Annotated in this window: 28 protein-coding genes and 2 pseudogenes; all 30 read left to right on the top strand. The window is 49.4% G+C overall.

Annotation, left to right across the window (positions count from 1 at the left end; all coding sequences use genetic code 11):
- The first annotated feature begins 71 nt into the window (after nucleotides 1-71).
- The 30 genes and pseudogenes from ACGCCZ_RS04895 to ACGCCZ_RS04750 all read left to right on the top strand — a co-directional run bounded on the left by ACGCCZ_RS04895 (nucleotide 72) and on the right by ACGCCZ_RS04750 (nucleotide 24,668).
- Nucleotides 72-302 carry a DUF3343 domain-containing protein gene (locus ACGCCZ_RS04895; RefSeq protein ID WP_242967246.1) on the top strand — a complete coding sequence of 77 codons (231 nt, stop codon included), beginning with the start codon at nucleotides 72-74 and terminating at the stop codon, nucleotides 300-302.
- Nucleotides 299-1,441 (top strand): aminotransferase class V-fold PLP-dependent enzyme, encoded by a 1,143-nt coding sequence (locus ACGCCZ_RS04890; RefSeq protein WP_054324096.1) that lies wholly within the window; start codon nucleotides 299-301, stop codon nucleotides 1,439-1,441. The genes ACGCCZ_RS04895 and ACGCCZ_RS04890 overlap by 4 nt, the downstream gene beginning before the upstream one ends.
- Nucleotides 1,442-1,571: 130 nt before the next feature.
- A complete protein-coding gene (gene cdaA / locus ACGCCZ_RS04885; RefSeq protein WP_085534508.1) occupies nucleotides 1,572-2,453 on the top strand; it encodes a diadenylate cyclase CdaA in 882 nt (293 codons plus the stop codon).
- A complete protein-coding gene (locus ACGCCZ_RS04880) occupies nucleotides 2,450-2,824 on the top strand; it encodes a hypothetical protein (RefSeq protein ID WP_411655435.1) in 375 nt (124 codons plus the stop codon). The genes cdaA and ACGCCZ_RS04880 overlap by 4 nt, the downstream gene beginning before the upstream one ends.
- Entirely contained in the window at nucleotides 2,781-3,731 is a 951-nt protein-coding gene (locus ACGCCZ_RS04875) for a CdaR family protein (protein WP_411655434.1), read from the top strand. Before ACGCCZ_RS04880 ends, ACGCCZ_RS04875 begins: the two co-directional genes overlap by 44 nt.
- 277 nt (nucleotides 3,732-4,008) lie before the next feature.
- Complete coding sequence (recJ, locus tag ACGCCZ_RS04870) at nucleotides 4,009-5,367, top strand: single-stranded-DNA-specific exonuclease RecJ (RefSeq protein ID WP_411655433.1); 1,359 nt, start codon at nucleotides 4,009-4,011, stop codon at nucleotides 5,365-5,367.
- On the top strand, nucleotides 5,348-5,848 hold the full coding sequence (locus ACGCCZ_RS04865) for a hypothetical protein (protein ID WP_411655432.1): 501 nt from the start codon (nucleotides 5,348-5,350) through the stop codon (nucleotides 5,846-5,848). The genes recJ and ACGCCZ_RS04865 overlap by 20 nt, the downstream gene beginning before the upstream one ends.
- Nucleotides 5,826-6,101 carry a hypothetical protein gene (locus ACGCCZ_RS04860; protein WP_411655431.1) on the top strand — a complete coding sequence of 92 codons (276 nt, stop codon included), beginning with the start codon at nucleotides 5,826-5,828 and terminating at the stop codon, nucleotides 6,099-6,101. The genes ACGCCZ_RS04865 and ACGCCZ_RS04860 overlap by 23 nt, the downstream gene beginning before the upstream one ends.
- Complete coding sequence (locus ACGCCZ_RS04855; RefSeq protein ID WP_054324093.1) at nucleotides 6,073-8,247, top strand: RelA/SpoT family protein; 2,175 nt, start codon at nucleotides 6,073-6,075, stop codon at nucleotides 8,245-8,247. The genes ACGCCZ_RS04860 and ACGCCZ_RS04855 overlap by 29 nt, the downstream gene beginning before the upstream one ends.
- A 30-nt stretch (nucleotides 8,248-8,277) precedes the next feature.
- Nucleotides 8,278-8,895: an MBL fold metallo-hydrolase gene (locus ACGCCZ_RS04850; RefSeq protein ID WP_082402200.1), complete on the top strand. Its 618-nt coding sequence runs from the start codon at nucleotides 8,278-8,280 to the stop codon at nucleotides 8,893-8,895.
- A 4-nt stretch (nucleotides 8,896-8,899) separates the two neighbouring features.
- A complete protein-coding gene (hemZ, locus tag ACGCCZ_RS04845) occupies nucleotides 8,900-10,459 on the top strand; it encodes a coproporphyrinogen dehydrogenase HemZ (protein WP_411655430.1) in 1,560 nt (519 codons plus the stop codon).
- On the top strand, nucleotides 10,416-11,387 hold the full coding sequence (locus tag ACGCCZ_RS04840) for a uridine kinase family protein (RefSeq protein WP_411655429.1): 972 nt from the start codon (nucleotides 10,416-10,418) through the stop codon (nucleotides 11,385-11,387). The genes hemZ and ACGCCZ_RS04840 overlap by 44 nt, the downstream gene beginning before the upstream one ends.
- A gap of 114 nt (nucleotides 11,388-11,501) precedes the next feature.
- The gene (locus ACGCCZ_RS04835; protein WP_175055209.1) at nucleotides 11,502-11,864 is read left to right on the top strand and encodes a zinc ribbon domain-containing protein; all 363 of its coding nucleotides are present in this window, start codon (nucleotides 11,502-11,504) and stop codon (nucleotides 11,862-11,864) included.
- 176 nt (nucleotides 11,865-12,040) lie between these two features.
- Nucleotides 12,041-13,789: a putative polysaccharide biosynthesis protein gene (locus ACGCCZ_RS04830; RefSeq protein ID WP_242967249.1), complete on the top strand. Its 1,749-nt coding sequence runs from the start codon at nucleotides 12,041-12,043 to the stop codon at nucleotides 13,787-13,789.
- A gap of 81 nt (nucleotides 13,790-13,870) precedes the next feature.
- Nucleotides 13,871-14,677 carry a nucleoside triphosphate pyrophosphohydrolase gene (gene mazG, locus ACGCCZ_RS04825; RefSeq protein ID WP_411655428.1) on the top strand — a complete coding sequence of 269 codons (807 nt, stop codon included), beginning with the start codon at nucleotides 13,871-13,873 and terminating at the stop codon, nucleotides 14,675-14,677.
- A gap of 92 nt (nucleotides 14,678-14,769) precedes the next feature.
- Complete coding sequence (locus tag ACGCCZ_RS04820) at nucleotides 14,770-15,045, top strand: HU family DNA-binding protein (protein WP_054324091.1); 276 nt, start codon at nucleotides 14,770-14,772, stop codon at nucleotides 15,043-15,045.
- 120 nt (nucleotides 15,046-15,165) lie between these two features.
- Entirely contained in the window at nucleotides 15,166-15,432 is a 267-nt protein-coding gene (locus tag ACGCCZ_RS04815; RefSeq protein ID WP_054324090.1) for an RNA-binding S4 domain-containing protein, read from the top strand.
- 73 nt (nucleotides 15,433-15,505) lie between these two features.
- Nucleotides 15,506-15,790, top strand: coding sequence for a sporulation protein YabP (gene yabP / locus ACGCCZ_RS04810; protein WP_085532142.1), 285 nt, complete (start codon nucleotides 15,506-15,508; stop codon nucleotides 15,788-15,790).
- A gap of 37 nt (nucleotides 15,791-15,827) precedes the next feature.
- A complete protein-coding gene (gene yabQ, locus ACGCCZ_RS04805; RefSeq protein WP_411655448.1) occupies nucleotides 15,828-16,382 on the top strand; it encodes a spore cortex biosynthesis protein YabQ in 555 nt (184 codons plus the stop codon).
- Nucleotides 16,282-16,638: an FtsB family cell division protein gene (locus tag ACGCCZ_RS04800; RefSeq protein ID WP_411655427.1), complete on the top strand. Its 357-nt coding sequence runs from the start codon at nucleotides 16,282-16,284 to the stop codon at nucleotides 16,636-16,638. The genes yabQ and ACGCCZ_RS04800 overlap by 101 nt, the downstream gene beginning before the upstream one ends.
- Nucleotides 16,639-16,691: 53 nt before the next feature.
- Complete coding sequence (locus ACGCCZ_RS04795; RefSeq protein ID WP_054324087.1) at nucleotides 16,692-17,132, top strand: S1 RNA-binding domain-containing protein; 441 nt, start codon at nucleotides 16,692-16,694, stop codon at nucleotides 17,130-17,132.
- A 130-nt stretch (nucleotides 17,133-17,262) separates the two neighbouring features.
- Nucleotides 17,263-18,434 (top strand): annotated as a pseudogene (locus ACGCCZ_RS04790) (amidohydrolase).
- Nucleotides 18,431-19,271: pseudogene (locus tag ACGCCZ_RS04785) on the top strand (fumarate hydratase). The pseudogenes ACGCCZ_RS04790 and ACGCCZ_RS04785 overlap by 4 nt, the downstream one beginning before the upstream one ends.
- Before the next feature lie 30 nt (nucleotides 19,272-19,301).
- Entirely contained in the window at nucleotides 19,302-19,454 is a 153-nt protein-coding gene (locus ACGCCZ_RS04780; protein WP_411655426.1) for a hypothetical protein, read from the top strand.
- An 82-nt stretch (nucleotides 19,455-19,536) separates the two neighbouring features.
- Nucleotides 19,537-20,088 carry a ribosome hibernation-promoting factor, HPF/YfiA family gene (gene hpf / locus ACGCCZ_RS04775; RefSeq protein WP_054324084.1) on the top strand — a complete coding sequence of 184 codons (552 nt, stop codon included), beginning with the start codon at nucleotides 19,537-19,539 and terminating at the stop codon, nucleotides 20,086-20,088.
- A 482-nt stretch (nucleotides 20,089-20,570) separates the two neighbouring features.
- Entirely contained in the window at nucleotides 20,571-21,287 is a 717-nt protein-coding gene (pyrH, locus tag ACGCCZ_RS04770; RefSeq protein ID WP_054324083.1) for a UMP kinase, read from the top strand.
- Nucleotides 21,284-21,838 (top strand): ribosome recycling factor, encoded by a 555-nt coding sequence (gene frr, locus ACGCCZ_RS04765; RefSeq protein ID WP_054324082.1) that lies wholly within the window; start codon nucleotides 21,284-21,286, stop codon nucleotides 21,836-21,838. The genes pyrH and frr overlap by 4 nt, the downstream gene beginning before the upstream one ends.
- 57 nt (nucleotides 21,839-21,895) lie before the next feature.
- Nucleotides 21,896-22,606 (top strand): isoprenyl transferase, encoded by a 711-nt coding sequence (locus ACGCCZ_RS04760; protein ID WP_411655425.1) that lies wholly within the window; start codon nucleotides 21,896-21,898, stop codon nucleotides 22,604-22,606.
- Nucleotides 22,607-23,425 (top strand): phosphatidate cytidylyltransferase, encoded by an 819-nt coding sequence (locus ACGCCZ_RS04755; RefSeq protein WP_085532150.1) that lies wholly within the window; start codon nucleotides 22,607-22,609, stop codon nucleotides 23,423-23,425. It begins immediately after the preceding gene.
- A gap of 91 nt (nucleotides 23,426-23,516) precedes the next feature.
- Nucleotides 23,517-24,668: a 1-deoxy-D-xylulose-5-phosphate reductoisomerase gene (locus ACGCCZ_RS04750; RefSeq protein WP_085532152.1), complete on the top strand. Its 1,152-nt coding sequence runs from the start codon at nucleotides 23,517-23,519 to the stop codon at nucleotides 24,666-24,668.
- Nucleotide 24,669 lies beyond the last annotated feature (1 nt).

The raw sequence follows: 24,669 nt of genomic DNA, 5'->3' as shown, positions 1-24,669 counted from the left end.
TCTTTCCTAGGAAATAGTCAAAGGGCTTGTTTGTGGCATACTCTGGTAATAAAAACAGAGAGGTGATACTTGTGGGCAAGCCTATGATTATGGTTAGCTCCATCACGTATGCGATGAAGGGGCGAGACCTGCTTTTTCAACATGGCATCAAGTCCTATGTAGAACGAACGCCGCACGGAAACGAAAACGCCGGGTGCGGTTATAGCATATATGTCCCTAGCCGTACCGATGAAGCGCAGGAGATTTTGACACAGGCCGGTATTCGTGTGCTGGGCCGTGCGGAAAGGGAGGACGTGGGATGATTTATTTGGACAATGCCGCTACCACGTATCCAAAGCCACCACAGGTGATCCGTGCTGTCGATGAGGCCATGCGAAGGTACGGCGCCAATCCCGGACGTGCGGGCCATAAGATGTCCATGGAGACCGCGGAAGAACTCTATCGGTGCCGGACGGAAGTTGCAGAGTTTTTCCATGCGCCCGGGCCGGAATGTGTTGCGTTTACACTCAATTGCACACTTGCCATCAACCTTGTGTTAAAGGGTGTGTTAAAACCCGGGGATCATGTGGTTACTTCCAACCTGGAGCATAATGCGGTTATGCGTCCGCTTCGGGCTTTACAGGAGAAAGGCGTTACCTATACGGAAGCGCAAGTGGTCCCGGGGGACAACGATGCCACTGTGGATGCCTTCCGAAAGGCGTTGCGTGCCAATACAAAGCTGATTGTCTGTACACATGTTTCCAATGTATGGGGAATTCGCCTGCCCATCGAACGGTTAGCGGCATTGGGTCATGAATATGGAATTCCGATTGCGATTGATTGTGCACAGAGCGCCGGGGTATTGCCAATCAATATGGAAGAGTGTCGTTTTGATTATCTCTGCATTGCCTCTCACAAGGGACTCTATGCACCGATGGGGACGGGTATACTTGTTACGCCCCATGGAGCCTCATTGGCAACGCTGATCGAGGGAGGGACCGGTACGGCGTCCATATCATTAGATCAGCCGGAAACGATGCCAGATCGCTTGGAAAGTGGAACAGTCAATGTGCCTGGAATCGCCGGGATTCGTGCAGGAATCCGATTTGTAAAGAGTAAAGGAATCGAACGAATCTACCGGCATGAGTTGGGGCTGGTCCAAGCGCTCTATCGCAGTCTCTCCCAAATGGAAGCGATTCAGCTTTATACGCCGGAGCCGGTGGAACCCTATTTTGCTCCTGTGCTCTCCTTTAACGTAAAGGATGTCAGCAGTGAAACCGTTGCACAAAAGCTAAATACAGCAGGAATTGCGGTCCGGGCAGGTCTGCACTGCGCGCCAAGGGCCCATGAAAGTTTTGGAACGTTGGAACAAGGGGCTGTTCGCGTTTGCCCTTCCGCATTCAACAATATGAATGAGATCCGTGTGTTTTCCAACACGATTATGAAATTTCATAGAAAATAAATGAAAAGCATTTGCATATCCAATTAAATGTGCTAAAATTATATTGGATATTTTTATTATATGAAGACATATGGAAGTCAAAATATACATGGAGCTTGTGAAAATCGGAAGATAGTGGGTGCAAGAAAATATGGAGTTTATCACAGGACTGTGGGATACGTTTGTTGCGTTGGTTCACACCTTTAAGCTGAGTGACGCACTGGATGTATTGCTGGTCTCCTTTATTATTTATAATGGAATCAAGCTCATCCGCGAAACACGCGCAGAACAGCTTGTAAAGGGTATTATTATTTTGATGGGTGTATATGTTGCATCGGTTGTCATCCATCTGAATATGATGAAAACCCTTTTGGACTATTTTTTCAATTTTACCATTATTGCCCTGTTGGTAATCTTCCAGCCGGAGATCCGTCGGGCGCTGGAACAGATTGGCCGTAGTAAAATTGGAAGTAAGTATTGGTTTCAGATTTCCTCCGAAGAGGCTGAAAAAGTCTTACAACAAAAACGTAAGTGCATCAATGCTGTGGTTGAGGCGGCCGGAAAGTTTCAGAAATCTAAAACGGGCGCCTTAATGGTGTTTGAAATGCAGACGAAGTTGGGGGATATTATTGATACGGGTACCATCGTCAATGCAGAGCCTTCGGTACCGATCATTGGGAATATTTTTTGGAATAAAGCGCCTCTTCACGATGGCGCGATGGTCATTCGGGATGGAATGATCTATGCTGCGGGCTGTATTTTGCCGTTGACAAAGAGCGATAAAGTCAGCATTGATTTGGGAACGCGCCACCGCGCAGCGATCGGTATGAGTGAGAATTCGGACGCGATCGTAGTGGTTGTTTCGGAGGAAACAGGCCAAATATCCATCGCGGTCAATGGCGTTTTAACGCGGAATTATACGCGCGAAACTCTGCAAAGCGCTTTGGAAGCTTTGTTATTGCCGGAAGAAAATGCAAATGGTGAGAAACGTGCGAGTAGAATTCCTTCCATCAGGAGGGGCAGAAAATCATGAGTCATAAAAAGATCAGTTTAGGAAGTTTGTTTTACAACAATAAGTTTGTAATGATTTTCTCTGTTTTTTGTGCGTTGGTGATTTGGGTGGTATTTGCAACACGCAATACTGAAGAAATCCCCCGCACTGTGACAGACGTACCGATTGTCGTGAATTTATCGGATTCGGCGCAGCAGTCGGGCCTAAAGGTTTTTAGCCCGGTTAATGCGAAAGCGAAGGTCGCAATAAAAGGGAACAGTCTGACGGTCAATCAGGTAAAAAATACAGATTTACAGATTGAAGCAAAGCAGGCTGCTTCCCTAACCGGAGCCGGTCAGCAATTACAAATTGGAGTTATCCGCCACAAAGCTGGGGAACCTTTCCAACTATGAGGTGGTGTCCATTGAACCGTCCAGTATTTTGGTCACTGTGGACTATTATAGTGAAAAGGTGTTCAATATCGATACCAGTCAGATTACACCGCCGGTAGACCCGCAGTATTACCTGAATGCGCCGACACTTTCCAGCGACAGTGTGACCGTGTCGGGGCCGAAGCAAGAGGTGGATCAGGTTGCAAAGGTGACCATCCCCTATGAACAGGACAAGACGCCTTTGACGGAGACAAAGCATTTTACGGGTAAATTGGTAATGCTGGATGCGGATGGAAATGAGATCAAAAGCGATAGCTTGACCTTGAGTATGGACGCAGTGGATGTCACGTGCAATGTATTGTACCGCAAGGTGCTGCCGTTGCAAGTGGAGTTTACTGGTAAGCCGAGTGGATTGGACGATTTTGAAAGCCGTGTGACTGTGGAGCCGAAAGAAATTGAAGTAGCCGGGCCCGAGGACGCATTCGCCAATATTTCGGAGCTGGCGTTGCCTGCAATTGATTTCACAACGATCAGCCCTTCGAGCGATGAATTTGATGTGGATGTCAGTTTACCAACCGGCTTTAAAAACGTCAGTAATATTTACACAGCAAAGGTGAAACTGGATCTTGATACCTTTACCACCCGCACGATGGCGCTCAATCCGGATACAATCACCTTTAAAAATCTTCCCGCTGGGTATCAGGCAGAAGTTTATACACAGAGCCTTAGCGTGACCATTGTCGGTCCTCCGAGTGAAATTGAAGCATTTACAGAAAACAATTTGGTTGCACAGATTGATATGACAGGAAAAGAGAACTTTACCGGACAGACGGAAGTTCCTGTGACTATCTCGGCGACAGGCGCCCCAAATTCCTGGGTGTATGGCAGCTATATGGTCAATATTGGTGTAAGTGCAAAAATGGAATAGCATGAAATAGACGGTAGAAAAGGAGCATGCTTGTTGTTTGGCAAGCTGCTCCTTTTTGCTGTACTGTTATCCAGATGGATGAGAAAAACGGATTTATGATGAAAAGAGTTTTGTGTGAGGGCCATAGGTATTGAATAAGAATTCTCAAAATGGTACAATTAAACTCTATGAAAATATAATTTACCATTGCAGACATACAAGCGTTAAATACCTATTCCAAGAGTATATGATTGCGGCTTTGTAATAAAGGTTTAGGGATTTCGAGGTGGACAGGAACATGAAAAAGTGGGACGTATTGCCATGTGACCGGAATATCGCGGAGCGTCTTGCCCAGCAGTACCAGGTACCCTTTGTCATGGGGGCGTTGATGCAGACACGCGGACTGACCGAAACCGGCCAGATTGATGCGATGTTTGGCTCTGCAATTTCTCTCTCCGATCCTCTACAAATGGTAGATATGGACCGCGCAGTGGAACGCATTTGGCATGCGATCAATCATTTTGAGAGAATTACGGTCTACGGGGATTATGACGCAGACGGTGTTACTTCTACGGCAATGCTTTATTCTTATCTGGAATCCAATGGAGCGGATGTGACATACTATATTCCAGATCGAGAGCGGGAAGGATATGGACTGAATTTGCAGGCCATCGATCAACTGCATGCACAGGGGACGCAGTTGATCATTACAGTGGACAACGGGATTTCGTCCGTTGAAGAAGTGGCCTATGCGTCGCAGCTGGGAATGGATGTGGTCGTAACCGATCACCACAGGTCGAGAGAAGTGCTTCCCGCTGCCTGTGCAGTAGTTGATCCGCATCGTTTGGATTGCCCAAGCACTTTTAAAGATTTTGCCGGAGTCGGCGTAGCATTTAAGTTGATTATGGCGCTGGAAGGTCCGGATTATGATCTGACCAGCCTGTTAGAAAACTATGCGGACTTAGTGGCGATTGGAACCATTGGAGATGTGGTTCCGTTATTGGGAGAAAATCGCACGCTGGTACGCGCCGGGTTGCCCCATCTCTCCCGATCCGATCGTTTAGGCCTGCGTTCTTTGTTGGAAAACGCTAGCCTGGATAACCGAATGCTTACAGCGACAAATGTGGCATTTGGTGTGGTTCCGCGCATTAATGCAACGGGCCGGATTGGTTCCCCGGATCGAGCCGTTCGCTTGTTGCTCGCGGAGGACCCGGAGGAGGCAGCTAATTTGGCTGCCGATGTTTGCGATTGTAATGAATACCGAAGGCAAATTGAGAGCGACATCTTTGAAAGGGTCTTGGAAGATTTGGAGCGAGATCCCAGGCCTTTGCTCGATCGCGTGTTGGTATTAGCAGGAGAAGGGTGGCATCCCGGGGTTATTGGAATTGTTGCAGCCCGTATCACAGAGCGTTTTGGAAAGCCAAGCATCTTGATTTCTATTAACGGGGAGGAGGCCAAGGGGTCGGGCAGGAGCATCGAAGGGTTTTCTTTATTTGAGGCTGTTTGTTCCTGTTCGGATCTACTGGTTAAATTCGGCGGCCATCCCATGGCGGCAGGGTTAAGCATCCGGACTGCTGCAATTGCGCAGTTTCGAGAGAATCAATCGTTATGCGGCGGTTCATGCGCCGCATATGCCTGTGCCGACGCTTACGATTGACTGCGTGCTGCATCCGGAACAGCTTACGATAGAGGTGCCGCGCAGCATTCGCCTGCTGGAACCATTCGGGACGGCCAATCCGGCGCCTCTGTTTGGGCTTTTTGGCGTCCGCCTTCAGGACATCACGCCGGTCGGCGGAGGCAAGCATCTTCGCCTGACGGTGGTGAAGGACAACTACGCACTGCGTTGTATGCGGTTCGGAGTGTCCTTAGAGGCGTTTCCCTATGCGGTGGGGGATTTTCTCGATTTGGCTGTGACCTTAGACGCAAAGCCTTTCAATGGAAAAGAAACACTATCCATCATCGTGAAAGACTGTAAACCCGCTGGATTGGACGGCGCAGAGGTACTGCAAGGGCTTCAAATTTATGAGAAGGGTAGAAGAAAAAGAAAACCTGACTGCACGCGAAGTGGACAGCCTGACCCCAAACCGGGAAGAATTTGCCTCTGTATACCGGTTCTTGCGTGCAAAAAATGGGTTTGACGGTCCAGAAGAGGTACTTCTCTATCGAACATGTGCTTTGCCCGGCGGAAATATGGGAAAGCTGCTGACAATGTTGGATGTCCTGTCGGAACACGGTTTGACCTTGCAGCAGCGGTCCGCAGGGGTGTGCAAATTGACCTTAGAACCGGTGCAGCAAAAGGTCAATTTATTTGATTCAAAGATTTTGGCAGATCTGCGGGCTTTACAGAAGGAGGGGGAACCATATGGCGGAGAAACTCAAAACCTACAATGATCTTTTAAAACTGATCCACGATAGCGAGCGAGAATACGATTTTGCCCTGATTGATAAGGCTTATCAGTTGGCTTATCAGATGCACGGCGACCAGAAACGTCTGTCCGGCGCGCCATACATTTCCCATCCGGTGGCAGTGGCCTGCATCCTGGTGGAGTTGGGCATGGATTCTGAGTCTGTGGCGGCAGGTTTACTCCATGATGTGGTGGAGGATACGCCGGTGGACCTTGAGCAAGTGCGGAAAATGTTCGGGGATGAAATTGCAAATTTGACCAACGGTGTTACCAAACTTGGCCGAATTCCCTACTCTTCTCGGGAAGAGCAGCAAGCGGAAAACCTGCGGAAGATGTTGATTGCAATGGCGGACGACATCCGCGTGATTATCATCAAATTGGCGGACCGCCTGCACAATATGCGGACCATCGAATTCATGGCTCCGCAGAAGCAGCGCGACAAGGCATTGGAGAACATGGAGGTGTATGCCCCCATCGCGCACCGCCTTGGTATCCGGATGGTGAAAGAGGAGTTGGAGGACATTTCCTTGCGCTATCTGGACCCCATTGCGTATCAGGAGATTGAAAGCGGGCTGGCGATGCGCAGCGGCGAGCGAAAGGCATTCATTGAGGTGACCAAGCAGCGCATCTATGACCGTGTATCCCCGGAGATTCCCAATGTATATTTAGAGGGCCGTGTCAAAAGCATCAATGGTATTTATCGAAAGATGTTCATTCAAGGGAAAAGCATGGATGAAATCTATGACATTTATGCGGTACGCGTGATCGTCGATACCATCAATGACTGTTATAACGTGTTGGGCGTTATTCATGACATGTTCCGGCCCATTCCAAACCGTTTTAAAGATTATATCTCCACCCCGAAACCCAATGGTTATCAATCCCTCCACACGACGGTTCTCAGCAAAGAAGGCGTGGCGTTCGAGGTGCAGATCCGAACTTGGGAAATGCACCATACTGCAGAATACGGCATCGCTGCACACTGGAAATATAAGCTCGGTGTCACCAAAGGGGACAAGCTGGACGATCGCCTCGCGTGGATTCGGCAGATGCTGGAAAACCAAAAGGATAGTGGGGATGCCACCGATCTTGTGCGGACCATTAAATCGGATCTTGCGCCGGAAGAGGTGTTTGTGTTTACCCCCAAGGGCGACGTAATCAGCTTGCCGAGTGGTTCCACTGTGATCGATTTTGCTTATGCCATTCACAGTGCAGTTGGAAACCGTATGGTGGGTGCCAAAGTGGACAAACGCATTGTACCGATCGATTATAAAGTAAAAAATGGTGAGATCATTGAGATTCTTACCGCAAAAGAGGGAAGCCACGGACCCAGCAGAGACTGGTTAAAGATAGTCAAGACCAGCGAGGCGCGCAATAAAATCCGCCAGTGGTTCAAGAAAGAACGCCGGGAAGAGAACATTGTGGAAGGCCGGACTGAATTGGAGCGCGAGTTCCGGAGAAATGGAATTGAATTGACGGATGAAGAGCTCAAAGGTTGTTTAGAAAATATCGGCCGCCGCCAGAATTGTACGACGGAAGAGGATGTGTATGCGGCCATCGGTTACGGCGGAATTCAGCTTTGGAAGGTTATGCCAAAGCTGAAGGAGGAATACATCAAATCCCACAAACCGCCAGTACAGCCAGAGGTTCCCAAACAGCAGCCAAAAGTAAACAAAAAACCAGTCGGCGGCGTGACCGTGGACGGAATGGAAGGGTGCCTGATTAAGTTTTCCCGTTGTTGTAATCCCTTGCCAGGGGACGAGATCATCGGGTTTATCACCCGCGGGTTCGGCGTCTCCATCCACAAAAGGAGTTGTTCGAACGTACCCAAGGTCATCAGCGAGGCGCCGGAACCGGAGCGTTGGATTCAGGCGCACTGGGAAGGCGTGGTCAAAGAGGTCTTTAAATCCACCTTGGAGATTGTGGCAACGGACCGGCCTGGATTGCTGGCCGATGTTACACAACAGCTTTTCAATATGCATCTGTTCATCCATTCGCTCAACTCTCGGGAGACGAAGGACGGCAGCGCAGTCATTTCCGTTACGATCACGATCAATGGAAGAGATCATTTACAGACCATTATCAGCCGTTTGATGAATATTTCTGGGATTGCCTCTGTACGGCGGGCGTAATTGTTATGAGTATAGAAATGGAGTAGTTCAATGAAAGTAACCAGATTTACCGGAGGGCCCATGCCCACCAATTGTTATATGTTGACCGATGAATCCACTGGAGCGACCGCTGTGATCGATCCTGGATTTGTCAATGAGAGCCTGCTGAAGGCGGTGGAAGGGGCGGATGTCCAAGCTATTTTGCTGACGCACGGCCATTGGGACCATATTGCAGGCGTGGCAGAAATTCAAAAACAGACTGGCGCGAAGCTGTATATTGACGCGGAAGACGAGCTCTTCTTGTCGGATAGCGCTCTAAATTTGTCTGTGGATTTGACGGGACGCCCGTTGCCTCCCTTAAAAGCGGATGTGACAGTTTCTGACGGCGATGTCATCCCGTTGGGGAATCTGCACATCCATGTGCTGCATACACCGGGGCATACCATTGGAAGTTGCTGCTATGTAGTGGAAGGTGCTATTTTCAGCGGGGATACCTTGTTTAAAATGAGCGCGGGCCGAACCGATTTTCCAACAGGTAGTTATCCACAGTTGTTGGCTTCTTTAAAGCGTTTGTGCGCTCTGGAAGGGGACTATCACGTCTATCCCGGGCACGAATGGGAGACGACACTGGGCTTTGAACGGAAGAATAATCCGTTTGTAGAGGGCTGAACCGATGGCGGAGAAGACGCTATATCAAACAGCCCCCGTGATGCGGCTTTTTATTGCAGAGCATCCCTTTCATTACGAGATGGAAAACTTGTGCCGTATCTTTTTTCCCTATCACCGAATCGAGACGATCTCCTGCGGAACGGATTCAGAAGGGACGCATATGTTGGATTATGGCGCTTTGGGCGCTTACACGGGAATGCAAACGGAATCCGGCGGCGTCCGGTTGCAGGCCCGTTTATTTTATGGCGGAAGAGAACGGGCAGCCGAACAGCGCACCGCGCTTTCTTTTCCAGCGGACATCAAGGAGTTGGAGCGGCGCATGGGGGTGCTGCTTTTTGGGCTTCTCACACAGGTATGTGCTTATACGCCAAAGTGGGGTATCCTAACGGGGGTGCGCCCCATTAAGCTCCTGCGCAATTTGGTGGACCGCATGGGTCTGGAAGCAGCGCTGCGCAGCTTTCAGGGGGATTGGCTGGTCAGCGCGGAAAAGACGGAATTGAGCCGGATCACCATGGGGAACGAGCAAAAAATTTTATCGCTTTCTCGTCCGGAGTCTTTCAGCTTATACGTTTCCATCCCGTTTTGTCCCACACGTTGTTCGTATTGCTCCTTTGTATCTTCGACCGTGGAACGCACAGCAAAGCTCATTCCGCAGTATCTGGAGTTGCTATGCGTTGAAGTGGTACGTACGGCGGAGGTCGTAAAAGAACTGGGATTGCGGCTGGAATCGGTATATATCGGCGGAGGGACGCCGACAACGCTTTCGGCTGAACAGTTGGCGCGTTTGATCGATACCATCACCTGTGCGTTTGATATGAGCACTTGCCGGGAATTCACGGTGGAAGCCGGACGGCCGGATACCATCACGATGGATAAGCTAAAGGCGATGCGCCCACGCGGGGTTACGAGAATTAGCATCAATCCACAAACCCTCAACGATCATGTTTTGGAGACAATTGGCCGCCGTCATACTTCTGCACAGACTTTAGAGGCGTTCTCGTTGGCGCGTACATGTGGGTATGATGACATCAATATGGATTTGATTGTGGGCCTCCCGGAAGATACCTTGGAAAGCTTTCAGAGGACGCTTCGGCAAGTGTTGGATCTCCATCCTGAGAGCATCACGGTGCATACTCTTTCGCTCAAGCGTTCCGCACGTATTTTTCAGGACGACAGTGAACCCTTCAGCCGGGATGCCGCTCTGACTGGAGATATGCTGGATTGGGGCGATGCACAGCTTCTCCACCATGGGTATGCTCCATACTATTTATACCGGCAGAGCCGCATGGTTGGAAATCTGGAGAATACCGGGTGGGCGAAGACGGGAAAAGAGAGCATCTACAATGTTTATATTATGGATGAGACACATACCATTTTGGCATGTGGAGCGGGGGCCGTGACAAAGGTCCGGGACCCATATTCCGACCAGCTGAAACGTATTTTTAATTTCAAGTACCCGTATGAATACATCAGCCGCCACGGGGAAATGCTTACAAGAAAAGAACAGGTGAGAACCATTTATGAAGAATATCGGCGGGCAAAACAGGGTTTATCCTCTGTATGAGAACGACCTCGAACGCATTAATTATGAAGCAGAACACTGTGCTCCTGCTTTTATTGCCCGGACAGAAGCGGCTTTTCATCGCGATATACGCGACATAGCAGAGCAGATTGCCTCCTCTCCAGAGCTTTGCAAGGTCATTATGTTGGCGGGTCCATCCAGCAGCGGTAAAACGACCACGGCGCACATTCTGCTGGATGCTTTGCGGGAGTGTGGGATTGATTCCCAGGTGATCTCGCTGGACAATTTTTACAAGGGCGAATCCGATGCACCGCTTTTGGAAAACGGCCGGCATGATTATGAATCAGTCGAAGCATTAAATGTTCCTTTATTGGAGCGCTGCCTGTTGAATTTGATGGAAACCAACACATGCGAAATGCCGGTTTTTGATTTTGAACACCATATTCCTCACCCATATACGAAGCGCATTCGCTTGGGAGAACGGGAAATTGTGGTTGTGGAGGGAATCCATGCGCTGAATCCAGCCATTAGCAGGCATTTGCCGGAGGACGGGGTTTTAAAAATTTATATCAGTGTGAAGCAGGGATTGGAAACGCAAGGAAAGATCTTGCTGTCGCCCAACGGAGTCCGTTTGGTACGCCGTTTGGTGCGCGACTATTTGTTCCGAAATAACCCCCCGGGACGCACGCTGGACATGTGGAGCACAGTAATGGATGGAGAACGGAAGTATATTAAGCCCTACCGGGGAGAGGCGGATATTACGATCAATTCAATGCACTGTTATGAACCGTGTGTCATGCGTGCACAAGCACTTCCACTTTTAGAGAGCGTGGAGCCGTCGGCTTCATACGGCGGGCTGGCCAATCAGCTGGCGGAATGTTTGCGCCGGTTTACGCCGATCTCGCAGGCGCTGGTTCCGGAGACCTCCTTGTTGCGGGAGTTCATTGGGGGAGGTATCTACGGGGAATAACCCAGGATGAAAATAGTTTGGGATGGAATGGAGAATCCCGTGCAATCCCCTTGATTTCCGGATTTAAATGGTGTTATAATTGAGCAAATAAAACAAAAAAGGGAGCGTGTGACAATGGGACTTCTGGAAGATGTCGTCGTGAATGCGAAAGAAGCAGTCAATGCCGTCGGCAAAAAGGCGGGCCAGATGGTGGATATCTCAAAGTTGCGGTTAAACGCGGCGGATCTGAACAATGAGATCTCCAAGCGCTTTGAAGCCCTGGGCAGGGTGATATATGACTCTAAAAAGACAGAGAACGATTCTGCTGATTTGGTTAATGAGTGTATAACGGCGATTGATGAGCTGTACGAACAGCTGGATGCAGTCAACGATCAGATTTCTGCCCTACGCTCCAGAGTTATCTGTAAAAAATGTGGAGCTGAAAATCCCGCAGAAGCCTGCTATTGCAATATGTGCGGCAGCAAGCTCGACGTATAAGAATGGGAATTTTTGAAAAAGAGGGGTTCGCCCCTCTTTTTGTGTTCCTGGGCTTGTCCGGTTGGGTTGGTGGTCTAATCTTCACAGGGATGCCGTATATATAAAATATTGGATGATGCTTTGGGAAAGCGGTTGCGTAGCCGCAAAAAAGATGGATGGGATGGTAGGGTTTATCTATGGAAAAACGAATGGGACGCTCCACCAAACAAAGCTTTCTGCACGGTGCTTTGATTCTGCTGATTGCCATCGCAATTGTGAAGGTGATCGGTGCGCTGTTCAAAATCCCCTTAAACCTGATTATTACGCCGGTTGGTATGGGGTATTTCTCAACGGCGTACAACCTGTATAATCCGATTTTTAGTCTGGCAACCGCGGGATTCCCCATTGCGATTGCCCGTTTGGTATCGGAAAATTATGCACGGGGCCGGTTTCGGGACATTCGACAGATTCACAAGGTGTCAATCCCGATTTTTCTGACTTTGGGCTTTTTGGCGTTTTGCTTGATGTTCTTTGGCGCAAGGCCGTATGTCTCCTATGCTACGGATAGCGGGGATATGAATGCATTGCCTGCGATTTATTTACTGTCCCCTGCGATTCTGTTCAGCAGCATGATGGCCATCTATCGCGGTTATTATGAAGGTTTGCGCAATATGTATCCCACCGCTTTCTCAGAAGTGGTGGAGGCGCTGTTTAAACTAATCATGGGGTTGGCGGGCGCTTATCTCATCATTCAAAATGGCTTAAACGAATATGCCGCTTCGGGAACAGTTTACGGAATCCCGGTCGAATCGGCCGAATATGCCAAGGCTGCAACCCTGCCGTATGCTGCTGCGGGTGCAATCTTTGGCGTTACAGTTGGTTCTGTTTTTGGATTTGCATTTCTATGGCTTTATCACAAGCGGAATGGGGATGGGATTACACGGGAGATGTTGGTTGCATCTCCACGCCCCTATCCGATGAAGCAGACCATTCAGCGTTTGGTGCGTACCGCGATTCCGGTGGCATTGGGCGCTTTAGCGGTCAATCTCTCCAGCTTGGTGGATACCACCTTTGTACAGCGCCGCCTGCGGGATATTATGTCCATACAACCGGAGGTGCTGCTGCAGGAATACAGTGGCCTATTGAGTGAGGTTGTCATCCAGACGGACCGCGTTCCAACATTCCTGTTTGGCTGTTATGGCAATGCGACAACATTGTTTATGTTGGTGCCGGCGATTACTCAGGCGTTCGGTGTATCCGCTTTGCCAAATGTCACGACGGCTTGGACAACAGGCGACCCCAAAAAAATCAAAAATAGCATCGAAACCGTCCTGCGTGTTGTCGCAATGATTACCATTCCGGCCGGTTTGGGCCTTTCCGTTCTTTCCGGCCCGATCACGCAACTGCTGGGTTATAACGAGATCACCGGGAAAATTTTGATCCTTTTGGGGCTTGGTGCAATTTTTGCTGCTACAGATACGCCCATCAACAGTATGTTGCAGGCGGTGGGACGTGTTGATCTGCCAATTAAGCTTCTTTCGGTGGGACTTATCATCAAGGTGGTATTGAACTATTTTTTGGTTGGAATACCGGAAATCAACGTCATGGGCGCAGGGATTGGAACGCTGGTTTGTTATCTGTTCCTCACCGTATTTGGACTCGTTTTGTTGTGCCGGGAAACCAAGGTCAAGTTAAACTGGGTGGGCTTGTTCGTAAAGCCGTTCCTAGCAGGGGGCGTTTGCGTTCTGTCGGCTTATCTGGTGCAGAAATTTGCCGCAATGGTGGTGAGTGTTAGCATTGCAACGATCTTTGCACTTTTTGTGGCAGTTGCCGTTTATGGCGTGTGCATGCTTTGGATGCGGGCGTTGAAAAAAAGCGATATTCTTATGTTACCCAAGGGACAAAAAATTGCCAAAATACTTGAAAAACATGGTTGGATAAGGTAATATAGGAACTGCCCGTTTTTACCCAGCCGCGGGAATTTGGTCGGCAGGAAGCCCGGTTTTGGAAGCGGAGGTGCAAGATACTTGGAATTTAAGAAAAAAGATAAGTATAGCATGGATGACTTGCTGCAGATTATGAAGATTTTGCGTGCCCCTGGCGGTTGCCCTTGGGACCGTGAACAGACGCACCAAAGTATCCGAAACTGTTTCATTGAAGAGACCTATGAGGCGATTGAAGCCATCGACACAGAGGACCCGATTTTGCTTCAAGAGGAACTCGGCGACGTTTTGTTGCAGGTGCTCTTCCACTCGGAAATTGAGCAGGAAGAGGGACGGTTTGATTTTTCAGATGTGGTGGATGGGGAAGCCAAGAAGATGGTGGAACGCCACCCGCATGTGTTTGGCTCCGTTACAGTGGACGGCACAGAGGATGTGTTGACCAATTGGGATGCCATCAAGAAAAAAACCAAGGACCAAAAGACGCAGACTGAGGTGCTACAGAGTGTCAGTAAGGCGCTTCCCGCTTTGATGCGCAGTCAAAAGGTGCAGCAGAAAGCGGCAAAGGTTGGGTTCGATTGGCCGGATGTCTCCGGCGCCTTAGCAAAAGTGGAGGAAGAGACAGTTGAGTTGCGTGAAGCGATTCGCGCTGAAGGGGTAGAAGCCTGTGCAGAAGAGTTGGGCGATCTGCTTTTTTCTGTAGTCAATGTTGCTCGATTTTTGCATGTAAGCGCGGAGCAATCCTTGGGTGAAGCATGTGAAAAGTTCATTCGCCGTTTCCAAAAGGTGGAAGAGTTGGCAGGCGCGCGCGGATTGGATATGAAATCCGCGGGCATTGAAGAACTGGACAAGCTTTGGAACGAGGCCAAGGAAACAAAGAATTCGCAAGACTGAAACGCGAAATACTGAAATAATTCTCGGCTTTTCAATCATACTATGGTTGAGGAAAAGGCTGATGAATAATAAAAAACACGGAGGTACATCTCATGAACAAGACAGAATTGATTACCGCTGTTGCGGAAAAAACCGGTATGTCTAAGAAAGATGCGGACAGCGCCGTAAACGCGGTTCTTGATACGATTATCGAAGCGGTTGCCTGCGAGGAGAAAGTGCAGATTGTCGGCTTTGGCACATTTGAGGTGCGTGCGCGCAGCGAACGTCAAGGCCGTGATCCGCGGACAAATTCCCCGATCACCATCCCGGCATCCAAGGTTCCGGCTTTCAAGGCTGGCAAGGCATTTAAGGATGCTATGATCAAATAATTCCGTTTTGTATTCAGGTATCAGGGGCTGCAAGGCTCAGGACGGTTGTCCTGGAGCGTTGCGCCCTTTTTCTTTTCAAATTTGGTACGTTTGGTGCCTTTCAAAAGGAGTTTGCAAAAAATGAGATTGGATAAGTATTTAAAGGTTTCGCGCATTATCAAGCGCCGTACAGTGGCAAATGAAGCTTGTGATGCCGGACGTGTACTGGTCAATGGCAAGGTAGCCCGCGCCTCTTACGATGTAAAGCAGGGGGATGTGTTGGAACTTCAATTGGGATCACGCAACATCAAGGCGGAGGTGGTCTCCGTCAACGAATATGCCCGCAAGGAAGAGGCTGGGGAGATGTATCGCGTTCTTTCAGAAGAACCGGCGGCTCCGCGCGCTTGACACTTTGCTCCGCATATGCCCGTTTTTCCCCGCATAGAAATAGACCAGAGAAATGGAATGGGAGGGATCGGGCATGACAGAGGAAAAGAAGATTGTAGGCAAGGTACCCCACAGTGTGATCTTGGAAAATCGAAAAGCGTTCACGGCAACAGGGGTATCCAATGTGGATAGCTTTGATGAGCAAACCATTGTTGCTTATACAGATCTAGGAGAACTGGTAGTCAAAGGAAAAAATCTACACATCAATAAATTGAACGTCGAAACAGGAGAACTCACGTTGGACGGCGAGATTTCCTCCCTATCCTATGCGGAACCGCAGGCGACGGGAGGCGGAATTTTTGCCAAGCTGTTCAAATAGGGAGTGAATCCTTGTGGAAATCTCACTTGCGGTACAGATGCAGGGGTTTGTCCTTGCGGTCGGTGTCGGTTTTGCCCTGGGGGCAATCTATGATGTCTTGAAAATAGCGCGTACCATGATTCGGAGTACGCCGTCCCATGTGTTTTGGATGGACTTAGCATTTATGACGGTTGCAGGCCTTGTGACCTTTTTGTTGTCGCTCGCTGCTTCCTACGGAGAGGTGCGTTTTTACCTGCTCGCCGGGGAGGGAATCGGTTTTTGCGTCTATTTTATGACATTTGGGCTCATCAGTAGCCGCGTTTTCCGTCTGCTTCGGAAGCTTCTAGATTTTTGTCTATTCCGTCCATTAAAATGTATGATTCACGCGATTGTTCGATGGGTACGAAAAATTTTTCAGCGGATTGCGCAAAAAGTAAAAAAATCCCATGCAAAGCGTAAAAAGCGCTTGAAACCCCGCAGGAAGATAGTGTATAATGATCCTAACAAATCCAATGGAAAGCAAAAAATACGTTCCAAAGGCAGAAAAGGAGGGCGGAACCGAAAACATGAAGGTCATCAAACGAAAAAAGCAGCGGGGAAGCTTACTTCTTAAATTAGCTATTTTTGCCTTTGCCGCATATATTGTCTTTGCGTTGGTCAACCAGCAGGTGCAGATCAGTGAAAAGAGCCAGCAGTTGGCCGATCTGCAGGAGCAGGTAGAAATTCAGAAGATCAAAAACGAGGACATGAAACATGCGCTCAACGCCGATGAAGAAGAGACCAAGGAATACATCGAGCGGGTTGCCCGTGAAGATTTGGATTATGCCAAGCCGGGTGAGCGTGTGTTTGTGAATATTGCCGGAGACTGAACCCCGGTTGGTTTAGCGCGAAAGGCTCTTTTTAAGGAGGAAAACACTTACATATGCAGCTTGAGGTAGGAGCAGTTCTGGAAGGGAAAGTCACAGGGATTACAAAGTTTGGTGCGTTTGTGGAGCTGCCGGGAGGAAAAACCGGCATGGTCCATATTTCGGAAATCGCGCCCACTTTTGTCAAGGAAATCCGCGATTATGTCACCGAGAATCAAATGGTCAAGGTGAAGATCCTCAGTATCAGCGAGGAGGGAAAGGTAAGCCTTTCCATGAAGAGGGCTGTTCCGCCCCCGCCGAAGAGCGCTCCTGCGCAACGTCCTGGCCGTCCTGGAAATTATGAGTGGCAGAGTCGGAAGAGCGAACCGACCAGCTTTGAGGATATGATGTCCCGTTTTAAGCAGGCGAGTGACGAAAAAATGTCCGACTTGAAGCGCACCATGGAGGCAAAGCGCGGCGGCTTTTCCAGACATGGCGGGTCTGGTCAATCGAAATAAAGGCAGAAAGTGAGCGGAGTGCATGCACTCCGCTTTTTTGTAGGGTAACAGAAAAATGATTGTGGATAATCTGGAGAAGCTATAGAGATGATAGGGTTGTCTATTCAGATGATTAGGAGGAATGTGAACCATGCTGATTGTCAATGCCCGTTTGTACACGATGGCGGGGACTTATATAGAAAATGGATACCTACGCACAGAGGGAACCGTCATTGCGGAACTGGGGCCGATGCCAGCGGATGCAAAGCCAAACGAAGAAGTCATCGATGCCCAGGGGGCAGCACTGTATCCTGGTTTTGTCGATGCACATACCCATCTGGGTATGTGGGAAGATGGACTCACCTTTGAAGGGGATGACGGAAATGAAGAAACCGATCCAGTTACCCCTCAGCTTCGCGCAATCGATGCAATCAACCCGGTGGACCGCTGTTTTCGTGAAGCGTTGGGAGCGGGTATTACCACTGTGGTGACGGGTCCCGGCAGCGCAAATGCGATCGGGGGACAGATGGCTGCCATAAAGACCTATGGGAACTGTATTGATCGTATGATTGTCAAGGCGCCTTTTGCGATTAAAATGGCTTTGGGGAAAATCCCAAGACCGTTTACCATGGAAAGAACCAGACGCCTTCGACACGGATGGCCACTACCGCTTTGATCCGTGAACAGCTTTATAAGGCGAAACGTTACCAAGAAGAGTTGGAACGTGCGGAAAAGGATGAGGATTTTGATAGGCCTGAATTTGATATAAAGTGCGAAGCTCTATTACCTGCCCTCCGTAGAGAGATTCAGGTACATTTCCATGCTCATCGAGCCGACGATATTTTCACAGCGGTGCGTATTGCGAAGGAGTTCCAGCTCGACTATGTAGTGATCCATGGCACAGAATCGCATTTGATCGTGGACGGACTTGTAGAGGAGGGGACACGAGTACTTTCGGGCCCCTTCCTCAGTGATCGAAGCAAACCGGAGCTGCGCAATCAGACGCCGGCTACACCGGGGGTTTTGTCAAAGGCGGGGCTTCGGCCTGCAATTATTACCGACCACCCGGTGATCCCGATTCAGTATTTGCCTGTCTGTGCGGGGCTGGCCGTACGGGAAGGCATGGACCATGAGGAAGCACTGCGTGCAATCACGATCAATCCAGCGAAGATTTGTGGAATGGATCACCGTGTAGGTTCTTTGGAAGTCGGAAAAGACGCGGACCTGGTGCTCTTTGACCAGGACCCGCTGACAGTTGCAGCAAAGCCCAAGATGGTTGTCGCGGGCGGAAAACGGGTGGAATCGGAAGGAGAAATAAAATGAGGGAAATAGAAGCCGAGCAGATTACCGCAGCAGTCCGGCAGCTTTGTATGGATGCAAACCGTGTGCTTCCAGAAGATTTGGAGACATGTATACACTGTGCCGCTGAAGAAGAAACATCCCCACTGGGAAAGGCCATTCTTTGCGATCTTTGCGACAACATGGACGCTGCACGGGAATTGCAAATTCCCGTTTGCCAGGACACCGGTATGGCCGTAATCTTTGCGGAGGTCGGCCAGGATGTCCATATCCATGGGAATTTTGAACATGCAGTCAATGAAGGCGTCCGGCAGGGGTATGTGGATGGTCTGTTGCGCTGTTCCGTGGTGGCCGACCCTATTCGGCGCGGCAACACAGGGGACAATACCCCTGCAATTTTGCATACGCGCTTGGTGGAAGGGGATCGATTGTCCCTGATGGTTGCCCCCAAGGGATTCGGGAGCGAGAACATGAGCCGTATGAAAATGTTCACGCCATCCGCTTCTCTGGACGACATCGTTGGATTTGTGGTAGAGACTGCACGGGTTGCCGGAAGTAACCCCTGTCCGCCGATGGTTCTCGGCGTTGGAATTGGCGGCGATTTCGAAAAATGTGCCATTCTAGCAAAGATGGCTCTCTGTCGGCCTGTTTCGGAGCCTAATCCAGATTCTTTTTTATGCGGAGTTGGAAAAACGCATGTTGGACGAGGTAAACGCATTGGGGATTGGCCCACAGGGGTTTGGAGGAGATACCACGGCACTCTGTGTTCATATAGAATCCTTTCCGACACATATTGCTGGCCTACCAGTGGCAGTCAATGTTGGGTGCCATGTAACCCGTCATAAAAAAATAACAATTTAGTCATGAAATACTTCCTTTTATTTAGATAATATGTTATATTATAGAGGAGAAGAGATCACGATGTGGCAGGGAATGGTTGGGGTGTTTCCTTGGTGGTACATCGTGTCTGTACTCGAATCCATTCAAAGCATCAAAATTGAAGCACGCGCTGTTCCGGTGTTGTTCCGCCCGGAACGCCCATGACAGGAAGACCTTCGGTGCGTCCTTGCAGCGGCGGCCCAAGCGGGCGGCGTCAGCGGCGCGAATTGAAGAAGGAGATGTTATTATGAAGATTACCATTACCGGAAGAAAGGTCAATTTAAGGGATAATTTTAAAGAGCTTGCGAAGAAAAAACTGTCTCGCTTCGATCGCATCTTTGATGAGGATGCTGACGCCAATGTGGTGGTAACTCTCGAAAAAAACCGTCAGACGGTTGAAATAACAATTAAGCAGCGTGGGATGATCTATCGTGCGGAGTCTACCGCTTTGGAGATGAACGATGCGCTTGACCAGGTGATGAGCGCTTTGGGAAGGCAGATCCGTAAGAATAAGACCAAACTGGCCAAGAAGGTACATTCTGGCGCCATCGATCAGTATCTCAGCGATTTTCCAGTGGAAGAGCCGGTCGCCGATGAGATGGAGGCAGAGCCAGAATATCGTGTGGTGCGTACCAAGCATTTCTTTGTCAAACCGCTCAGTGTGGATGAGGCAATTTTGCAGATGAACATGCTCGACCACCAGTTCTTTATGTTCCGCAATGAGAGCAGCGGAGAGATCAATGTGGTATACCGCCGTAAAAATGGGGATTATGGCCTGCTTGAACCGGATGCGGAATAAAATTGCATCTATAGCGGGGGCTGCTATTTGCAGCCCCCGCTTTTATTGGTTCAGGTCTCCGACAGAGCCGCGGAAGGGTCCCGTAAAAAAGCCTTTGTTTCAAACATCGAGCGAAGCGAGCTGCTAACGACAACCTTTCGATGATAAATGGTTGCCGTTAAAACGGCGATTGCCCGTTTACGGTTTGTGGGTAAGTGATGTAGGCGGAATAAGATTCCGTGTATCTTGAGACGCTTTTCGGTATATGCCCCCTTATAGGGCCTTTTTATGCCACCGGCAGTCGGTAGGTTTGACGAAATACTGGAAGAAAGGGCATATTTTGAGGTATATAGCTCTTATCCCTCAGCCGTGTGGGCGAAGTGTGGTGGACTTGTGAATAATGCGTGAAATGCAAAGGAAATGCTTTACAATGCGGAACGCATATTGTAAAATAATAGAAGTTGTAATACAATTTATAAAATCGAAAGTAGGAGTTGTTAGATTTGCAGCCGAAATATAAGCGGGTTCTTTTAAAGTTGAGCGGAGAGTCCCTGGCCGGGAAAGAGACGCATGGCATTGATTTTGATACGGTTTTGCGCATTTGCCGTCCGATCAAAGAGTGCGTCGACATGGGCGTTCAAATTGCCATTGTTGTTGGCGGCGGGAATTTCTGGCGTGGTCGCAGCAGTGGACAGATGGATCGCACTCGTGCAGATCATATGGGAATGCTGGCGACGACTATCAATGCGCTCGGCGTAGCGGATGCATTGGAACAGCTTGGATTGACCGTGCGGGTACAGACCGCGATCTCCATGCAGCAAATCGCAGAGCCGTATATTCGGAACCGTGCAGTCCGCCATCTGGAAAAAGGGCGTGTCGTAGTGTTCGGTTGTGGAACGGGCAATCCGTTCTTCTCTACAGATACAGCAGCTTCTCTGCGGGCGGCGGAGATCGATGCGGACATCATTCTAAAGGCGACGATGGTGGATGGCGTTTATGACAGCGATCCGAAGAAGAATCCGAATGCTGTGAAATATGATACCCTTTCCTTCATGGATGTATTGAATAAAAACTTGCAAGTGATGGACAGCACGGCTGCCACCATGTGTAAGGACAATAATATTCCGATCTTGGTATTTAGCATTGACCAACCGGCAAATATCACAAAAGCCATTTGCGGAGATCCGATTGGCACAATTGTAAAGGAGGAAGAACATTGAAAGAAGTATTGAAGAACGCAGAAGAACGCATGGAAAAAAGCGCAGCAAATTTGGAACATACCTATGCGGGTGTCCGCGTAGGAAGGGCAAACCCGGCTGTGTTGGATAAAGTAAAAGTGGATTATTACGGCGCGCCGACCGCGATCAATCAGCTGGCAGCTGTATCGGTGGCAGAAGCGCGTGTGCTGGTGATCCAGCCATGGGATGCTTCGGTTTGCCGCGCTATTGAAAAGGCGATCCAGTCCTCGGATATTGGGATTAATCCGCAGAGCGATGGCAAGGTAATCCGCATGACCTTCCCGCAGCTGACGGAAGAGCGCCGTAAGGAGCTGGTAAAAGAGGTCAGTAAAATGGCAGAGGATACCAAGATCACAGTTCGCTCGATTCGCCGGGATGCCATTGAAAAGCTGAAAGCAATGGAAAAGAAAGCGGAGATCAGTGAGGACGATCTGAAAAAGGGCGAAAAAAAGACGCAGGATCTTACCGATAAATACTGCAAGGAAATCGACTCCATCTTTGAAAAGAAGCAAAAAGAAATCATGGAGATCTAATCCAGCTGCATATCTATATAGAGAGCTGGGATAAACGGAAGGAAAGATACGACCAGTATGTACAAAGGACAGCATCTCCCAGAGCATGTGGGGATTATCATGGATGGGAACGGCCGCTGGGCAAAAAAACGCGGTTTGCCGCGTTCAGCGGGCCATGTGGCCGGCGCCTCCAATTTCCGGACCATTGCTAAGTATTGCAGCCAGATTGGCATCCGCTATTTGACCGTATATGCTTTTTCCACAGAGAACTGGAAGAGGCCGCAGGAAGAAGTAAAAGCCCTAATGCGCCTTTTTAGACAATATCTGGAGGAAGCGCTTCGGGATTTTACGGAGGAGAACATCCGTACCCGTTTTATTGGAGATGTTTCTGTCTTTGCTCCGGTTTTGCGCGATTTGATTGAGCAGGTGGAGGAATCCAGCAAAAACAAAACAGGCATGGTGCTCAATATTGCTATGAATTACGGTGGCCGTGCGGAGTTGACGCATGCCGTGCGTCAGTTGGCGCAAGAAGTAAAACACGGCTCTATGCAGCCGGATGAGATCGATGAAGCTGCTATTGAGCGTTATCTTTACACCGCTGGACAGCCCGATCCCGATCTGATTATCCGGCCCAGTGGAGAAAATCGGACGTCCAACTTTTTGCTCTGGCAATCGGCATACAGCGAATACGTCATCATGGATATTCTGTGGCCAGATTTTACTACGGAGGATTTGGATCACGCCTTGGAAGAGTTTGCCAAACGAAACAGGCGCTTTGGAGGGATATAATTGAAATCGAGAGTGGCTTCTGGAGCTGCATTGGTTGCTTTTTTACTGGCAATTGTCATTTTTAATCAGATTTTTCCCTTGGCGCTCAACATAGCAATTGCACTCATTTCGGTAATGGGTGTGGTCGAGATTATTTCCGCACTCGGTATGTCCAAAAATTACATCTTAATGATTCCCAGTGTCGCTTTTGCCGCCGTACTGCCACTGCTTCAGGGCACGTGGCAGCAGGCGGCCTATTATATTTATACCGTTGTGATTTTTAGTGCGCTGATCTTTTACCATCAGCTGTTTACTTTTCGTGAAATTGGGGTTGTCTACAGTATGACACTGTTGATTCCCACCGCTTTGGGAACATTGGTCGGTTTGCGGGCGTTGGGTGGAAATCACGGAATGTTCTACGTGATCATCGCAATTTTTTCTGCTTGGATTGCGGATGTCGGCGCCTTTTTTGCGGGGAGCTTTTTTGGTAAACGGAAGCTTTGCCCACAGATCAGTCCGAAAAAGACTGTGGAGGGCTTGGTAGGTGGCGTTTTATTAGATGTCATTGCGATGCTGGTGTTCGGCTACGTCTTCCAGGCGTTGTTGTATTCCTATGAGGTTCGTGTTTCGTACCTGTCGCTTTTGGTTATTGGCCTTGTGGGGTCTGCGCTTTCTGTTATAGGGGATTTGGCATTTTCTTTGATTAAACGCAGTTGCCACATTAAGGATTTTAGCGAAATCATTCCTGGACACGGCGGGATTTTGGACCGCTTTGACAGTGTGATTTTTGTGGCGCCGTTTATCTATTTTCTTGTGCAGTTTTTACCGATCGTGATATAAAACGAGAGAACGGTTCATAATACTTCATAGAGGGGCCGGCCGGAGCTGAATTTGCAGACGGCCCGCCCTTCGCCCTGAAAGGGGATTTTTCATGAAACAGATGCTATCTATATTGGGATCTACGGGTTCCATCGGCACACAGACCCTCGACGTGGCACGTCGTCTGGGGATGCGTGTCTGTGCGCTTGCGGCGAATCGCAACGTGGAGATGCTTGAAAATCAGATACGAGAATGGAAACCGCAACTTGTTGCGGTTTTTGACTTAGATGCGGCTAAAAGGCTCCGGCTTGCAGTCGCAGATACCCCGGTCCGTATCGTACAGGGGATGGAAGGGCTTTGCGAGGCGGCGTCCATCGCCGCCGCGGACGTTATCTGCAATTCTGTGGTGGGAATGGTGGGGTTGCGTCCAACATTGGCGGCAATTGCAGCCAAAAAGGATGTGGCGTTGGCCAATAAAGAGACACTCGTCGCAGGCGGCGCCCTGGTTATGCAGGCGGCGCGTGAAGCTGGTGTCCGAATTCTGCCAGTGGATAGCGAGCATTCGGCAATTTTTCAGTGTTTACAGGGATGCCCGGAAAAAAAGGCGTTGGGGCGTATTATCTTAACAGCATCCGGTGGCCCATTCTTTGGGAAAAGCCGTGAAGAGTTGAAGGCTGTTACACCGGAACAGGCGTTAAAACATCCCAACTGGAACATGGGGGCAAAGGTAACCGTCGATTCGGCTACATTGATGAATAAAGGTTTGGAAATCACAGAAGCGTTCTGGTTATTTGATGTTTCGCCGGAGCAGATTGATGTGGTGGTCCATCGGGAAAGCATCATCCATTCTCTGGTTGAATACGTTGATCATTCGGTGTTGGCGCAACTGGGGGTACCGGATATGCGAATTCCTATCCAGTATGCTCTTACGTGGCCGCAACGTTTTCCTTCGCCGGTGGAGCAACTCGATCTGGTGAAGTGTGGGGTATTGCACTTTTCTGAGCCAGATGAGGATACTTTTACCTGTTTGCGGGCTTGCAAGCAGGCACTTTTTCGCGGCGGTTTGGCATCTACAGCCGCAAACGGTGCAAATGAAGAGGCGGTCCGGCTCTTTTTAAACCGGAAGATCTCCTTTTTACAGATTGGAGAACTGGTCATGCAGGCGATGGAGCATCAACCGGATGCACAGGTCGCATCCGTTGAAGATATATTGTCCGCCGATCAGGCAGCACGTGAATTTGTGCGCCATATGGTGGGAGTTTGAG

Origin of the sequence: Anaeromassilibacillus sp. SJQ-1 (assembly GCF_046693725.1) — a bacterium.
In the GTDB taxonomy this organism is placed as follows: Bacteria; Bacillota; Clostridia; order Oscillospirales; family Acutalibacteraceae; genus Anaeromassilibacillus.
Note: the sequence above shows the minus strand (reverse complement) of the source record. Positions and strands in the feature narration are given on the sequence as shown.